The organism is Citromicrobium bathyomarinum (assembly GCA_001306305.2).
Taxonomy (GTDB): Bacteria; Pseudomonadota; Alphaproteobacteria; order Sphingomonadales; family Sphingomonadaceae; genus Alteriqipengyuania; species Alteriqipengyuania bathyomarina.
This window is the reverse complement of sequence record CP155577.1, coordinates 234,615-249,488: the sequence shown is the minus strand read 5'-3', so window position 1 is coordinate 249,488 and position 14,874 is coordinate 234,615. Positions and strand designations below refer to the sequence as shown.

The window sequence follows — 14,874 nt, the reverse complement described above, 5'->3', positions numbered from 1 at the left end:
CATGGGTTTTGCGGATCGACCTGATACCCGGGGAACACACTGGCATGGAACACGGCGAAGCCTCCGCGCACGTAGCGCTCGAAAGCGGGGTCGTGCTGCTGGCCGCCGCGCTGCTGTTCGTGATCCTCTTTCGCAAGCTGGGGCTGGGCGCGACGCTCGGCTACCTTGTCGCAGGCGCGGTGGTCGGCCCGCAGGTACTGGGGCTGGCGGGCAGCGGCGAGGAAACGCTCAGTTTCGGGGAGCTGGGCATCGTCATGCTGCTGTTCGTGGTCGGGCTGGAACTGGCACCCAGCAGGCTGTGGCGGTTGCGCGGGGCGATCTTCGGCCTCGGCCTGACGCAGGTTGCGCTGTGCGGCCTTGCGGTGTCGGGGGTGATCTGGCTCGCGACCAGCTATCCGATGGCGGCGGCGCTGGCGGTGGGCCTCTCGCTCGGCCTGTCGTCCACCGCGCAGGTGCTGCCGATGCTGCAATCGGGCGGCAACCTGCGTACCCCGGTGGGGGAACGGGCGTTTTCCATCCTGCTGTTTCAGGATCTCTCGATCATCCCGCTGCTCGCGATCGTCGCCGCGCTCGGCGTGCAGGGGGGCGAGGATGGCGGCACCGGCGGATGGGTCCAGCTGCCGATCGCGCTGGGTGCCTGTGTCGCCCTGGTGCTCGCCGGGCGGTTCCTGCTGCGCCCGCTGCTGCGCCTGATCGGGCGGCTGGGCGAGCGCGAGATGTTCGTCGTCGCCGCGCTGTTCGCGGTGGTCGCCTCGGCGGCGGTGATGGAGGCGATCGGCCTGTCGACCGCGCTGGGCGCATTCATCGCCGGGGTGATGCTGGCCGATACGCCCTACCGGCACGAGCTGGAGGCCGATATCGAGCCGTTCCGCTCGATCCTGCTGGGCCTGTTCTTCGTTTCGGTCGGGATGATGCTCGACCTGCAGGCGATCGCCGCGCAGCCGCTGTTCGTGATCGGCATGGCGGCGGCGCTGGTGGCGACCAAGGCCGCGATCATCACCGGGCTGGGCATGGTGGTCAAGCTACCGTGGCGCAGCGCCCTCGCGCTCGGCCTGCTGCTGAGCCAGGGGGGCGAGTTCGGGTTCGTGCTGTTCAATGCCGCGCAAAGCGGCGGGGTGATCGATACGCAGACCGCCAGCCTGTTTACCGCGATCGTCACGCTTTCCATGGCGACCACGCCGTTCCTGATGATGGCGACCGCGCGTTTGCGCACGCCTGCTGCCGGCGCGCGGGAGGAGCGCGAGGGGCCGGATGGCGAAACGCCGCAGGCGCTGGTGATCGGTTTCGGCCGGTTCGGCCAAACGGTCGCGCAAATGCTCGCCACCGCCGGGCTCGACGTCACGATGATCGACAGGAACGTGCCGCAGATCGACACTGCCGAGGAGTTCGGGATCAAGGTGTTCTTCGGGGACGGGTTGCGGATGGACATGCTGCGCCAGGCCGGAGCGCGCGAGGCGAAGCTGATCTGTTTCTGCATCGATGGCGACCAGATCGACGCCGAATTCCTCGCCTCGGTCCGCGAGGCCTTCCCCGACGCCGCGCTGTTCGTGCGCACCTTCGACCGGCGGCACGTGATGAAGCTGGCCCCGGCACAGATCGCGTTTCAGGTGCGTGAGCTGCGCGAAAGCGCGATTGCGATGGGCCGCGCAGTGCTGGAGCATCTCGACACCGACGCGCGCGCGATCGAGCAGCTCGAGCAGGATTACCGCGAGAACGACATGGCGCGGCTGCAGGCGCAGATCGATGCGGACGATCTGCACGCGGGCAAGGAACGCAACGTGCTGCGCGGCCGGGTGACCTGAGCCTCGGCCAATGACGTGCCTTGCGGGAGATCTATTCGGCGGCAGCTCGACATCGATCTCATAGGATTGAGTGCGGGGGCACGAATCCTAGACGGTACAGTCGGCACTAATCGCTCGAATTTTCCGACCAGTCGCGGAAGAGGCCGATTACCGAAGAGAGGTCGGTCGGGCCACACGCGGCAGAGAAACTGGTTCCGTTGGCCTTTGCGATCCACCAGCTTCCCTTCTCACGCCATTCATGAATGTCAGCCGCAGGTTCGCCATGCTCGGCCGCGAAGGTGCGCCCTTCTAGCGAGGTCTCGCGTAGGTCGATTGCGATCGTCCATCCGGGGTTGTCCAAGGTGTCGATTTTGACCCCATAAGAGTGCTCCCAATAATCGTCACACTCGCGAACATACCAGTTCATGAGCCACTCAAGATTATTCGCCGTCATTCGTTCTTATCGCTGGTCCGGCGAAATGGCGCAATTGATCTTCCGGCCACCACGAAAAAGGGCGGCGCCATCGCTGGCACCGCCCTTCGATTTCGCTCGGAAGCGAGAAGAGCTTACTTGAGCTCGACCGTGCCGCCAGCGGCTTCGATCTTGCTCTTGACTTCTTCTGCTTCGGCCTTGTTGACGCCTTCCTTGAGCGGCTTGGGCGCGCCTTCGACGAGAGCCTTGGCTTCGGTGAGGCCCAGGCCGGTGATGGCGCGGACTTCCTTGATGACCTGGATCTTCTTGCCACCGTCGCCGGTGAGAATGACGTCGAATTCGTCCTTTTCTTCAGCGGCCGGGGCGTCGCCACCGGCAGCCGGGCCAGCAACCGCAACGGCGGCAGCGGCGCTCACGCCCCACTCTTCTTCAAGAGCCTTGGCGAGGTCAGCTGCTTCGAGGACGGTCAGCTTCGAAAGTTCTTCAACGAGCTTGGCGATGTCAGCCATGATAATTCACTCCAAAAAATAGCGTGGCCGGGCTCATGCCGCGACCGGATATGTCGTGCGGAAAAACGTCTTACGCAGCGTCCTTGGCGGCATATGCGCCGAAGACACGAGCGAGCTTGTTCGCCGGGGCATTGACGACCTGCGCGATTTTCGTCGCGGGGGCGTTGACCAGACCAACGAGCTTGCCACGCAGTTCGTCGAGGCTCGGCATCGAGGCGAGAGCCCTGACACCTGCTTCGTCGAGCACCTGCGAGCCCATCGAGCCACCGACCACTTCGATGCGGTCGTTGGTCTTCGCGAACTCCACCACGGCCTTGGCCGCGGCGACCGGATCTTCGCTGTAAGCGAGGGCGGTCGGACCGGACAGGTATTCTTCGATACCTGCGTAGTCGGTGTCCTTGAGGGCGATCTTGGCAAGACGGTTCTTCGCAACCTGGTAAGTCGCGCCGGCTTCCCGCATCTTCGCGCGCAGATCGGTGGACTCTGCCACCGTCAGGCCGAGGTTGCGGGTGACAACCACCACGCCCGCCTCGTTGAAGACGTTGTTCAGCTGAGCGACCGCATCGGTTTTTTGCGAACGATCCATGCTTACTCCTTCACTATGGCCGACCCCGCACAGGCGGAGACGACCGGCTCACGTTCGACCCCGCCGCAAAAGCTGCGAGGCCATGGGTCCGTTTGACAAGGGAAGGAGGTGCATCCGGCTATCGGATGCGATTGCGGCGCATGGGGACATGCGGGCCGCTGTAAATCTCGTTTCCCCGTCTAGGCTGGAAATTAAGACCGGCATATTCCGGTCACCAACTGTCTCGGACGGATGACCGCAGGGCGCATGGCCGGAGCGGTCGGGGCGGGCACTTAGCGAGAACGTGGGCGGAGTCAAGCAAAAGCGGGTGGCGCGTGCCGTCCACCGCCGGTTCACGCGGGTCCGGGCAACAGGCTGCCATGCGCAGTCTCCTGATCGCCCTGCCCGTATTCGCGATGCTCGCCAGCCCGGCCCATGCGACCGGGGGCTTTGTGTGCCGAACTGCGGCCGAGCCGGCGATCGAGATCGCGGTCGGGTTCGGCCACACGGCGGGTTCGGCGCTGTTCGCCCACAGGTTGCAGGTCGATGGCAGGGACGTGTCCGTCGATGCGCCGCAATGGTGGCTCGACGACGGCGAGTTGCGGCTGGTGCTGACTGACCCGCAGGCGAACGAGCGGCTGGCGGTGGTCAAGACGGTGCGCAAGGGCGATGCCTATGATGGATCGGTGCTTTACCAGGGCAGACACCACTGGATTCGCTGCCGCGAGAGCTGATCGCGGCCCGACGCAAAACGGCCGCGCAATCCCCAAGGATCGCGCGGCCGCTTCTGTCAGGTCCGAAAACCCGGCGAGATTACATCTCGTCGGCGGTTTCTTCCTGCTGGTCAGCCTTTTCTTCAAGCTGCTCGGCAGTGGCTTCGTCGCCCTTTTCTTCGGCCAGATCGGCCTGGGCTTCGGTCACGCCCGACTGCGCGTCGAGGACTTCGCCCTGCGCTTCGGTGACGTCGTCGGCCTGTTCGCCGGCTTCTTCGTTGGCACCGTTACATGCGGCGAGCGAGAGCGCGAAGGTGGCGATGGCGGCGGTTGCGATGATCTTCTTCAAGGTAATTCCCCCTGTTTTCTCGATCCGGGGGACCATTCCCCCGGCATTCGGATTTGGTGGCAACCGCCCATGCTCCATCACGGTTCCCGCGCCAAGCAATATTGTTCAGGGACTTAGCGTGTTTCTCTGGATCGGCTGCCTTGGAGGGAAAGGCGAAGCTCCCGTGCGGATGGGCGTGCAGGGAGCTTCGCGCGCGGGTTCAGGCGGTTTCGCTGCGGGTGTCGTAGGCGAGCAGGTCGCCCGGCTGGCATTCCAGTTCGCGGCAGATTGCCTCGAGCGTGGAGAAGCGGATCGCCTTGGCCTTGCCGGTCTTGAGGATGGAGAGGTTGGCCAGCGTCATGCCGACTCGCTCGGCCAGTTCGGTCAGGGTCATGCGGCGTTCGTGCAGCAGGTCGTCCAGTTTCACCATGATGGCAGCTCCGTCGGGAGTGTCGGGGGAGGGGGGCATCACACGGTTCCTTCCAGATCTTCGCGCATCGCGGCACCGTGGCGGAACACGCGGGCGAGGATGAACAGGATCACGGTCAGCAGCAGCGCGGTCATATCGAACCCGCCATCGTCGAAGGACATGTGGAAGTCCTTTGCGCCGGCCTTCTCGATCGCGTCGGCGTAGTTCGCCAGCTGCATGACGATGAATCCGGCGGGGATGACGACCAGCTGCGTGCCCAGCATCAGCCAGCCCATCTGGCTCAGCCGTGTGGCGTTCTGCGGCTGGAAGGGGTCGCCTTCGCCGACCGTGCCGATGATCCGGCGCAGCTTGCCGAAAAAGACGAACAGCATGGCGACGATCGCGAGGCCGATGGCCATGATCGCGGCGATCAACAGGCCGGGGAATTGCTCGGTCATGCCGGGCAGTTCCTTGGCGATTTCCGCCTGGATCGTCCCTTGCGCGAAGATAATCACGGGAATTGCGATGCCGAGGGCGATTGTGGCGAGCGCCATGACGGCCTGGAGGAAGATGCAGAAGATCTTGCCGATGAGCAGCAGCGGATCGTTGAGGGCATTGGTCATGATGGTTCTCCCCTGTTGTCGGGCCCCATGGTGGGGGCGGGCGTCGGGTGTCGGGTCAGGCCAGCTCTTGCGGGCTGTGCGAGAGGTTGGCGTAGGCGGTGGCGGTGCCATCCTGTGCGGGCGGCACGGTGGTGATCGCGGTCAGGCTGGTACCGGCGACCAGCACGGCGACGGTGAGGACGAGGAGGTTCTGGGCAAGCTTGGGCATGATGGGGCTTTCTGTTCTGAAGGTGTCGGGGCGCCGGATCAGGCGACTTCGATCGTGTGGACGGTGGCAACCATGCCGTCTTCGGCGGGCGGCACGGTGACCACGGCGGTCATGCTGGTGGCGGCGATGATGATCGCGGCAAGAGCGGCGGTGATGTGTTTGGCGGTGTCGGTCATTTATCGATCTCCTTGTTGTCCGATATCGATATTCAATAATCCCGCCCGCACTTATCGTCAATCGATAAATATCGAAAAACGATAAATCCCTGATCGATAAACGAAAAATTCCCCCTGCCTTTGACACTTGGCGTGCAGATTCCTATATGGCGCGGACACGTCAGCTTCGAGCAAGGCCGAATCACGCGCGAGATTCGGATCCCGGGAAGGAAGCGGCGCGGCCAGACCCTCGCGGCGGTATGACCCCAACGGCAGACGCATGGTGCGCCTGCCGATATGCCGCCCGCGTCATGGCCTGTTCCCCTCGTGCAGCGATATTTTTCATGACTCGCGCGTGGCGAGGGCCTTTTGCCTTCGTTCCTGCGCGAACGGCAGAAGAGGTTCTCTCGACTTATGGCGACCAAGAGCGCGAACGACGACGCCAAGCTTCCGATGAAGCGCGGCACGGCCAAGACCGGCACTGCCAAGCGCCGCATCCGCAAGATCTTCGGCGATATTCACGAAGTCGTGCAGATGCCCAACCTGATCGAGGTTCAGCGCGAAAGCTACGAACAGTTCCTGCGTTCCGACAAGGAAATCGACTACGTTTCGGGCCTCGAGAAGACCCTGCGCAGCGTTTTCCCGATCCGCGATTTCGCCGGCACGGCCGAGCTCGACTTCGTCGATTACGAACTTGAACCGCCCAAGTACGACACCACCGAATGCCGCCAGCGCGGGATCACCTATGCCGCGCCGATGCGCGTCACGCTGCGCCTGATCGTGTTCGAGGTGGACCAGGACACCGAAGCCCGTTCCGTGCTCGATATCAAGGAGCAGGAAGTCTACATGGGCGACATGCCGCTCATGACCGAGAACGGCACCTTCATCGTCAACGGCACCGAGCGTGTGATCGTCTCGCAGATGCACCGTTCGCCGGGCGTCCTGTTCGACCATGACCGCGGCAAGACGCACTCCTCGGGCAAGCTGCTGTTTGCTGCGCGCGTCATCCCCTACCGTGGTTCGTGGCTCGATTTCGAATTCGACGCCAAGGACATCGTCAACGTCCGGATCGACCGCAAGCGCAAGCTGCCGGTGACCTCGCTGCTCTACGGCCTGGGCCTCGACAGCGAAGAGATCCTGCATCACTTCTACGACACCGTGGTGTGGCAGCGCGCCAAGGACGGCTGGACGATTCCCTTTGTCGCCGAGCAATGGCGCGGTGCCAAGCCGACCTTCCCGCTGGTCGACGCCAAGACGGGCGAGGAAGTCTTCCCCGCCAACCAGAAGATCAGCCCGCGTGCCGCCAACAAGGCGGAAAAGGACGGCCTCGAAACGCTCCTCCTGCCGAGCGAGGAAATCTTCAGCCGCTACGCCGCGCGCGACATGATCGATGAATCGACCGGTCGCATCTACATCGAAGCGGGCGACGAAGTGACGCCCGAGCACCTCGAAGTGCTCGACGCTGCGGGCGTCGACCAGGTCGAACTGCTCGACATCGACGAGGTCAACACCGGCCCGTGGATCCGCAACACGCTGAAGGCCGACAAGGCCGAGAACCGCGACGAGGGCCTGGAAGCGATCTACAAGGTCATGCGTCCGGGTGAACCGCCGACCAAGGAAACCGCCGAAGCGCTGTTCGAAGGCCTGTTCTTCGATAGCGAGCGCTACGACCTGTCCGCCGTCGGCCGCGTCAAGCTGAACATGCGTCTGGAACTCGACGCCGAAGACACCGTGACCACGCTGCGCAAGGAAGACATCCTTGCCGTGGTCAAGGAACTGGTCGGTCTGAAGGACGGCAAGGGCGAAGTCGACGACATCGACAACCTCGGCAACCGCCGTGTGCGCTCGGTCGGCGAACTGCTCGAAAACCAGTACCGCGTCGGCCTGCTGCGCATGGAACGCGCGGTGAAGGAACGCATGAGCTCGGTCGACGTGTCGACCGTGATGCCGAACGACCTGATCAACGCCAAGCCCGCCGTGGCGGCGGTGCGCGAGTTCTTCGGCTCATCGCAGCTCTCGCAGTTCATGGACCAGACCAACCCGCTGTCGGAAGTCACCCACAAGCGCCGCGTTTCGGCGCTTGGGCCGGGCGGTCTTACCCGTGAGCGCGCCGGCTTCGAAGTCCGCGACGTGCATCCGACGCACTATGGCCGCATCTGCCCGATTGAGACGCCCGAAGGCCCGAACATCGGCCTGATCAACTCGCTCGCCTCGTTCAGCCGCGTGAACAAGTACGGCTTCATCGAGACCCCCTACCGCAAGGTTGTGGACGGCAAGGTGACCAGCGATGTCGTCTACCTGTCGGCGATGGAAGAGCAGAAGCACACCGTCGCGCAGGCCTCGGCAGAACTCGACGAGAACGGCAGCTTCGTGGAAGAGCTCGTCTCCGCCCGTCAGAGCGGCGACAACCTGATGGCTCCGCGTGAAACCATCACGCTGATGGACGTGAGCCCCAAGCAGCTCGTCTCGGTCGGTGCATCGCTCATTCCGTTCCTGGAAAACGATGACGCCAACCGTGCGCTGATGGGTGCCAACATGCAGCGCCAGGCGGTGCCGCTGGTGAAGGCCGAGGCTCCGTGGGTCGGCACCGGGATGGAAGAAACCGTGGCGCGTGACAGCGGCGCGGCGATCACCGCCCGCCGTGGCGGCATCGTCGACCAGGTCGACGCCACGCGTATCGTCATCCGTGCGATCGGCGATGTCGAACCCGGCCAGTCGGGCGTCGACATCTACACGCTGCAGAAGTTCCAGCGCTCCAACCAGGACACCTGCATCAACCAGCGCCCGCTGGTGAAGGTGGGTGAAACGGTCGAGCAGGGCGACGTCATCGCTGACGGCCCCTCGACCGATCTGGGCGAACTGGCGCTGGGCAAGAACAGCCTCGTCGCGTTCATGCCGTGGAACGGCTACAACTACGAGGATAGTATCCTCATCTCCGAACGCATCGTGAAGGACGACGTGTTCACCTCGATCCACATCGAGGAATTCGAGGTGATGGCGCGCGATACCAAGCTCGGGCCGGAAGACATCACCCGCGACATTCCCAACGTGGGCGAGGAAGCGCTGCGCAACCTCGACGAGGCGGGCATCGTCTACATCGGGGCCGAAGTGCACCCGGGCGATATCCTGTGCGGCAAGATCACGCCCAAGGGTGAAAGCCCGATGACGCCGGAAGAAAAGCTTCTGCGCGCCATCTTCGGCGAAAAGGCCAGCGACGTGCGCGACACCTCGCTGCGCCTGCCGCCGGGCGTTGCCGGCACGGTCGTGGAAGTTCGCGTGTTCAACCGCCACGGGATCGAGATCGACGACCGTACCCGCGCGATCCAGAACGAGGAAATCGAGCGTCTGCGCAAGGATAGCGCCGACGAACGTGCGATCCTCAACCGGGCGACCTACAACCGTCTGAAGGACATGCTGGTCGGCCAGACCGCTTCGGCCGCGCCCAAGGGCATCAAGAAGGGCACCGAGCTGACCGACGAGGTGATCGAGAGCGTCGACCGCCACGAATGGTTCAAGTTCGCTGTCGAAGACGATGACCGCCAGGCCCAGCTCGAAGCGATCAAGGGCCAGTACGACGACGCCGTGAAGGTGATCGACGCCAAGTTCGAGGACCGTAAGGAAAAGCTCGAACGCGGCGACGAACTCGCCCCGGGCGTGCTCAAGATGGTCAAGGTCTTCGTCGCGGTTAAGCGCAAGCTGCAGCCGGGCGACAAGATGGCCGGCCGCCACGGGAACAAGGGTGTGATCAGCCGCATCCTGCCGGAAGAGGACATGCCGTTCCTCGCCGACGGGACCCCGGTCGACATCGTGCTCAACCCGCTCGGCGTGCCCTCGCGCATGAACGTCGGTCAGATCTTCGAAACGCACCTCGGCATGGCGGCCCGCAGCTTCGGGCACCAGATCAAGGATGCGCTGGAAGACTGGCGTGCCAAGAACCCCGATGCCGAACCCGGTGAACCGCCTGCGGTGATCAAGGACAAGCTGAAGGAGATCTACGGCGAGGACTATCACGACTCGATCGACAGCCGCTCGGGCGAGGAAATCGCGGAGCTGGCGGGCAACCTGACCCGCGGCGTGCCGATGGGCACCCCGGTGTTCGACGGTGCCCGTGAAAGCGACGTGACCACCCAGCTGACCAAGTCGGGTCTGGATGCGGACGGCCAGTCGATCCTGTTCGACGGGCGCACGGGCGATGCCTTCCACCGCAAGGTGACCGTGGGCATCATCTACATGCTCAAGCTGCACCACCTCGTCGACGACAAGATCCACGCACGCTCGATCGGCCCGTACAGCCTCGTCACCCAGCAGCCGCTGGGCGGTAAGGCGCAGTTCGGCGGACAGCGCTTCGGTGAAATGGAAGTGTGGGCGCTGCAGGCATACGGCGCGGCCTACACCTTGCAGGAAATGCTCACCGTCAAGTCGGACGACGTGGTCGGCCGCCAGAAGGTCTACGAAGCGATCGTCAAGGGCGACGACACCTTCGAAGCGGGCATTCCGGAGAGCTTCAACGTGCTCGTCAAGGAAATGCGCTCGCTGGGCCTCAACGTCGAACTCAAGTCCATCGCGGACGAGGACGACGAAGACGGCATGCAGATCGCGGCGGAGTAAAGATCAGGCCGGTGTGGCGGAACGGTAGACGCACCACTCAAGTGGTCCCCGGTGACGGGGTGCGGGTTCAACTCCCAGCCACCGGCAACTGATCGAGATACGGATTTCACCCCCAAGAGGGATTGAGAAATGAACGAACTGACCAAATTCACCAACCAGCTCGCGAAGCCCGAAACCTTCGACGAGATCCAGATCGGCATCGCCAGCCCCGAGCGCATCCGCTCGTGGTCCTTCGGCGAGATCAAGAAGCCCGAGACGATCAACTACCGCACGTTCAAGCCCGAGCGTGACGGCTTGTTCTGCGCGCGCATCTTCGGCCCGGTGAAGGACTACGAGTGCCTGTGCGGCAAGTACAAGCGCATGAAGTACAAGGGCGTCGTCTGCGAAAAGTGCGGCGTCGAAGTCACCGTGACCAAGGTCCGCCGCGAGCGGATGGGCCACATCGAACTGGCCGCGCCGGTCGCGCACATCTGGTTCCTCAAGTCGCTGCCCTCGCGCATCGGCCTGCTGCTCGACATGCAGCTCAAGGTGCTCGAGCGGGTTCTCTACTTCGAAAACTACATCGTCACCGAGCCGGGCATCACCCCGCTGGAACGCTACCAGCTGATGACCGAAGACGAGCTGCTCGAAGCGCAGGATGAGTACGGCGAAGACGCCTTCACCGCCGGGATCGGCGCGGAAGCCGTCAAGCACCTGCTGATGGACCTCGACCTCGAACAGGAAAAGGCCGACCTGCTGGAAGAGCTGGAGACCACCAAGTCCAAGCTCAAGCCCGCCAAGATCATCAAGCGCCTCAAGGTCGTCGAGAGCTTCATCGAATCGGGCAACCGCCCCGAATGGATGATCCTCGAAGTCGTCCCCGTGATCCCGCCCGAGCTGCGCCCGCTGGTGCCGCTGGATGGCGGCCGTTTCGCGACGTCCGACCTCAACGACCTCTATCGCCGCGTCATCAACCGTAACAACCGCTTGAAGCGCCTGATCGAGCTGCGCGCGCCGGACATCATCGTGCGCAACGAAAAGCGCATGCTGCAGGAATCGGTCGACGCGCTGTTCGACAATGGCCGTCGCGGCCGCGTGATCACGGGTGCCAACAAGCGTCCACTCAAGTCGCTGTCCGACATGCTCAAGGGCAAGCAGGGCCGCTTCCGCCAGAACCTTCTGGGCAAGCGCGTCGACTATTCGGGCCGTTCGGTCATCGTGACCGGTCCGGAGCTGAAGCTGCACCAGTGCGGCCTGCCCAAGAAGATGGCGCTCGAACTGTTCAAGCCGTTCATCTACGCCCGGCTCGACGCCAAGGGCCTTTCCATGACGCTCAAGCAGGCCAAGAAGTGGGTCGAGCGCGAGCGCAAGGAAGTGTGGGACATCCTCGACGAGGTGATCCGCGAGCACCCGGTTCTCCTGAACCGCGCGCCGACGCTGCACCGTCTGGGCATCCAGGCGTTCGAGCCCGTGCTGATCGAAGGCAAGGCGATCCAGCTGCACCCGCTCGTCTGTTCGGCCTTCAACGCCGACTTCGACGGTGACCAGATGGCCGTCCACGTGCCGCTGAGCCTCGAAGCCCAGCTCGAAGCGCGCGTGCTGATGATGTCGACCAACAACATCCTCTCGCCCGCCAACGGCAAGCCGATCATCGTGCCTTCGCAGGACATGGTGCTGGGGATCTACTACCTGTCGATGGAACGGCAGGAGAAGACGCCCGAGTTCATCGAGGACGGCGACGACAAGATCGAGAAGCTGCAGCGCTTCGCCGACATGAGCGAAATTCACTACGCGCTCGAAACCAATGCGGTGACGCTGCACTCCAAGATCATCACCCGCGTCCCGCAAACGGACGAGAACGGCAAGGTCGAGATGAAGCGCTTCGTCACGACCCCGGGCCGCATGCTGATCGGCGAGTGCCTGCCGAAGAACCACAAGGTGCCCTACGACATCGTGAACCGCCTTCTGACCAAGAAGGACATCGGCGACGTGATCGACGAGGTGTACCGCCACACCGGCCAGAAGGACACGGTGCTGTTCGCCGACGCGATCATGACGCTCGGCTTCCGCTACGCGTTCAAGGCCGGCATCTCCTTCGGCAAGGACGACATGGAAATCCCCGAATCGAAGGAAGGCATGGTCGAACAGACCAAGTCCCTCGTCGCGGATTACGAGCAGCAGTATCAGGACGGCCTGATCACGCAGCAGGAAAAGTACAACAAGGTGATCGACGCCTGGAGCCGTTGCGGCGACCAGGTGGCGGACGCCATGATGGACAAGATCAAGTCGCGGCCGATCGACAGTGACGGCAAGGAAGCGCAGATCAACTCGATCTACATGATGAGCCACTCCGGTGCGCGTGGTTCGCCGGCGCAGATGAAGCAGCTCGCGGGTATGCGCGGCCTGATGGCCAAGCCTTCGGGCGAGATCATCGAAACGCCGATCATCTCGAACTTCAAGGAAGGTCTGACCGTCCTCGAATACTTCAACTCGACCCACGGGGCTCGTAAGGGCCTTGCGGATACCGCGTTGAAGACCGCCAACTCGGGCTACCTCACGCGTCGTCTGGTCGACGTGTCGCAGGACTGCACGATCGTGGTCGAGGATTGTAAGACCAACAACAGCCTGGACATGCGCGCCATCGTCCAGGGCGGTTCGGTGATCGCATCGCTGGCAGAACGTATCCTGGGCCGGACCCTGGCCGAGGACGCGGTGAACGCTGCCACCGGCGAAGTCATCGCGAAGGCGGGCACTCTGCTCGACGAGCCGATGGTGAAGGCGATCGAAGAGGCCGAAGTGCAGGTCGCCAAGATCCGCTCGCCGCTGGTCTGCGAAGCCGACCAGGGCGTGTGCGCCACCTGCTACGGGCGTGACCTCGCCCGTGGTACGCCGGTGAACATCGGCGAAGCGGTCGGCGTCATCGCGGCGCAATCGATCGGTGAGCCGGGCACGCAGCTGACCATGCGTACCTTCCACATCGGCGGTGCGGCGCAGCTGAACGAAACCAGCCACCTCGACTCGGTGTCCGACGGTAAGGTCGTCTATCGCGACATGCCGACGATCACCGACAAGAAGGGCCGTATCCTGTCGCTCGCCCGCAATGGCGAACTGGCAGTGATCGACAAGGAAGGCCGCGAGCGCGAGATCCACAAGGTGCCCTATGGTACCGTGCTGATGCACAAGGATGGCGAGAAGGTCTCCGAAGGCGATCGTCTGGCAGAGTGGGATCCGTTCTCGCTGCCGATCATCACCGAGCAGTCGGGTGTGGTGAAGTTCCTCGATCTGGTCGAAGGCTCGACCCTGGAAGAGCGCGTCGACGATGCCACCGGCATTGCCCAGCGCGTCGTGACCGAGAACCGGGCGACAGGGCGCAAGAAGAAGGAAGAGCTGCGTCCGCGTCTCACCCTCTTCAACGAAGGCAGCACCGACGAGGAAAACGAGGCTGCGCGCTACATGCTGGCGCCGGGCACCACGCTTTCGGTCGAGGATGGCCAAGAGGTCGAAGCGGGCGACATCCTTGCCCGTGCCAGCCGCGAAGCCGCCAAGACGCGCGACATCACCGGCGGTCTGCCGCGTGTTGCCGAGCTGTTCGAAGCGCGTATTCCGAAGGACAACGCGATTATCGCCAAGATTTCCGGACGGATCGAATTCGTCCGCGAATACAAGGCGAAGCGCAAGATCGCGATCGTTCCGGAGGAGGGTGAAGCCGTCGAGTACCTGGTCCCCAAGACCAAGGTCATCGACGTTCAGGAAGGCGACTTCGTGAAGAAGGGCGACACCCTGATCTCGGGCTCGCCCAACCCGCACGACATCCTCGACGTGCTGGGCGTGGAAGCGCTGGCTGAGTATCTCGTGAACGAGATCCAGGAAGTCTACCGACTGCAGGGCGTGAAGATCAACGACAAGCACATCGAGACGATCGTTCGTCAGATGCTGCAGAAGGTCGAGATCACCGATGGCGGCGACACCGTGCTGCTGCCGGGCGAACAGGTCGATCTGGAGGAAATGAACGAGGTCAACTCGAAGCTTGGCCGGAACAAGACGCCCGCACAGGGCAAGCCGGTTCTGCTCGGGATCACCAAGGCCTCGCTCCAGACGCGTTCGTTCATCTCGGCCGCGTCGTTCCAGGAGACGACCCGCGTGCTCACCCAGGCTTCGGTCGAGGGCAAGCGCGACTCGCTGATCGGGCTCAAGGAAAACGTCATCGTGGGCCGCCTCATCCCGGCGGGCACGGGCGCGACCATGAACCGGATGCGGGTCACCGCGTCGAGCCGCGACGCCGCGCTCAAGGCTTCGTGGAAGAAGGCTCAGGAAGCGATCCTCGCCGCCGAAACCGCGGAAGAAGAGCGCAAGGCCGAACTGGCGCAGGGTCCGGAAGCGGCGACCGGAGACGATCCGCTCGCCAAGATGGAAGGCGCGACCCACGGCACCGACGCTGATGCGGGCGAATACCTGCAGACCGGCGAAGATGAAGCGGGCGCTGCCGAAGAGTAAGCGCAGGTTCACGCCACGGCGAAGAGAAAGGGGCCCCGGAAGAGCGATCTTCCGGGGCCTTTTTCACGC

12 protein-coding genes and 1 tRNA gene are annotated in these 14,874 nt (G+C 63.6%); 5 read left to right on the top strand and 8 right to left on the bottom strand.

Annotation, left to right across the window (positions count from 1 at the left end; translation table 11 throughout):
* Positions 1 to 44 precede the first annotated feature (44 nt).
* Complete coding sequence (locus VO57_001220; GenBank protein ID XBL69987.1) at positions 45 to 1,802, top strand: cation:proton antiporter; 1,758 nt, start codon at positions 45 to 47, stop codon at positions 1,800 to 1,802.
* Positions 1,803 to 1,908: 106 nt separating this feature from the next.
* Here the strand turns inward: VO57_001220 and VO57_001215 are convergent, their stop codons facing one another.
* The 3 genes from VO57_001215 to rplJ all read right to left on the bottom strand — a co-directional run bounded on the left by VO57_001215 (position 1,909) and on the right by rplJ (position 3,309).
* Positions 1,909 to 2,208: an Imm53 family immunity protein gene (locus tag VO57_001215; protein ID XBL69986.1), complete on the bottom strand. Its 300-nt coding sequence runs from the start codon at positions 2,206 to 2,208 to the stop codon at positions 1,909 to 1,911.
* A 140-nt stretch (positions 2,209 to 2,348) separates the two neighbouring features.
* Positions 2,349 to 2,723: a 50S ribosomal protein L7/L12 gene (rplL, locus tag VO57_001210; GenBank protein ID XBL69985.1), complete on the bottom strand. Its 375-nt coding sequence runs from the start codon at positions 2,721 to 2,723 to the stop codon at positions 2,349 to 2,351.
* Between the two features lie 70 nt (positions 2,724 to 2,793).
* On the bottom strand, positions 2,794 to 3,309 hold the full coding sequence (gene rplJ, locus VO57_001205) for a 50S ribosomal protein L10 (protein XBL69984.1): 516 nt from the start codon (positions 3,307 to 3,309) through the stop codon (positions 2,794 to 2,796).
* A 359-nt stretch (positions 3,310 to 3,668) separates the two neighbouring features.
* On the opposite strand from rplJ, the gene VO57_001200 reads away from it, so the two are divergent.
* Positions 3,669 to 4,022 (top strand): hypothetical protein, encoded by a 354-nt coding sequence (locus VO57_001200; protein XBL69983.1) that lies wholly within the window; start codon positions 3,669 to 3,671, stop codon positions 4,020 to 4,022.
* Positions 4,023 to 4,101: 79 nt separating this feature from the next.
* Here VO57_001200 and VO57_001195 read toward each other — a convergent pair whose 3' ends face one another.
* The 5 genes from VO57_001195 to VO57_001175 all read right to left on the bottom strand — a co-directional run bounded on the left by VO57_001195 (position 4,102) and on the right by VO57_001175 (position 5,745).
* Complete coding sequence (locus tag VO57_001195) at positions 4,102 to 4,350, bottom strand: hypothetical protein (protein XBL69982.1); 249 nt, start codon at positions 4,348 to 4,350, stop codon at positions 4,102 to 4,104.
* A gap of 199 nt (positions 4,351 to 4,549) precedes the next feature.
* Positions 4,550 to 4,798, bottom strand: coding sequence for a helix-turn-helix transcriptional regulator (locus VO57_001190; GenBank protein ID XBL69981.1), 249 nt, complete (start codon positions 4,796 to 4,798; stop codon positions 4,550 to 4,552).
* Positions 4,798 to 5,361 (bottom strand): DUF2975 domain-containing protein, encoded by a 564-nt coding sequence (locus VO57_001185; GenBank protein ID XBL69980.1) that lies wholly within the window; start codon positions 5,359 to 5,361, stop codon positions 4,798 to 4,800. Before VO57_001185 ends, VO57_001190 begins: the two co-directional genes overlap by 1 nt.
* Positions 5,362 to 5,416: 55 nt before the next feature.
* The gene (locus VO57_001180) at positions 5,417 to 5,569 is read right to left on the bottom strand and encodes a hypothetical protein (protein XBL69979.1); all 153 of its coding nucleotides are present in this window, start codon (positions 5,567 to 5,569) and stop codon (positions 5,417 to 5,419) included.
* Positions 5,570 to 5,607: 38 nt separating this feature from the next.
* Entirely contained in the window at positions 5,608 to 5,745 is a 138-nt protein-coding gene (locus tag VO57_001175; protein ID XBL69978.1) for a hypothetical protein, read from the bottom strand.
* A gap of 432 nt (positions 5,746 to 6,177) precedes the next feature.
* Between VO57_001175 and rpoB the strand changes: the two genes are divergently transcribed.
* From rpoB to rpoC, 3 genes are all read left to right on the top strand, one after another.
* Positions 6,178 to 10,332, top strand: a complete 4,155-nt coding sequence (gene rpoB, locus VO57_001170) for a DNA-directed RNA polymerase subunit beta (protein XBL71370.1) — start codon at positions 6,178 to 6,180, stop codon at positions 10,330 to 10,332.
* A 7-nt stretch (positions 10,333 to 10,339) separates the two neighbouring features.
* Positions 10,340 to 10,419 (top strand) — tRNA-OTHER (locus VO57_001165).
* A gap of 42 nt (positions 10,420 to 10,461) precedes the next feature.
* On the top strand, positions 10,462 to 14,805 hold the full coding sequence (gene rpoC / locus VO57_001160) for a DNA-directed RNA polymerase subunit beta' (protein ID XBL69977.1): 4,344 nt from the start codon (positions 10,462 to 10,464) through the stop codon (positions 14,803 to 14,805).
* Positions 14,806 to 14,874 lie beyond the last annotated feature (69 nt).

Coding starts and splice junctions, on each gene's coding strand:
- VO57_001180 (XBL69979.1), bottom strand. CDS start 5,569: ATGCCCAAGCTTGCCCAGAACCTCCTCGTCCTCACCGTCGCCGTGCTG.
- VO57_001185 (XBL69980.1), bottom strand. CDS start 5,361: ATGACCAATGCCCTCAACGATCCGCTGCTGCTCATCGGCAAGATCTTC.
- rpoC (XBL69977.1), top strand. CDS start 10,462: ATGAACGAACTGACCAAATTCACCAACCAGCTCGCGAAGCCCGAAACC.
- VO57_001175 (XBL69978.1), bottom strand. CDS start 5,745: ATGACCGACACCGCCAAACACATCACCGCCGCTCTTGCCGCGATCATC.
- rplL (XBL69985.1), bottom strand. CDS start 2,723: ATGGCTGACATCGCCAAGCTCGTTGAAGAACTTTCGAAGCTGACCGTC.
- rpoB (XBL71370.1), top strand. CDS start 6,178: ATGAAGCGCGGCACGGCCAAGACCGGCACTGCCAAGCGCCGCATCCGC.
- VO57_001200 (XBL69983.1), top strand. CDS start 3,669: ATGCGCAGTCTCCTGATCGCCCTGCCCGTATTCGCGATGCTCGCCAGC.
- VO57_001220 (XBL69987.1), top strand. CDS start 45: ATGGAACACGGCGAAGCCTCCGCGCACGTAGCGCTCGAAAGCGGGGTC.
- rplJ (XBL69984.1), bottom strand. CDS start 3,309: ATGGATCGTTCGCAAAAAACCGATGCGGTCGCTCAGCTGAACAACGTC.
- VO57_001190 (XBL69981.1), bottom strand. CDS start 4,798: ATGCCCCCCTCCCCCGACACTCCCGACGGAGCTGCCATCATGGTGAAA.
- VO57_001215 (XBL69986.1), bottom strand. CDS start 2,208: ATGAACTGGTATGTTCGCGAGTGTGACGATTATTGGGAGCACTCTTAT.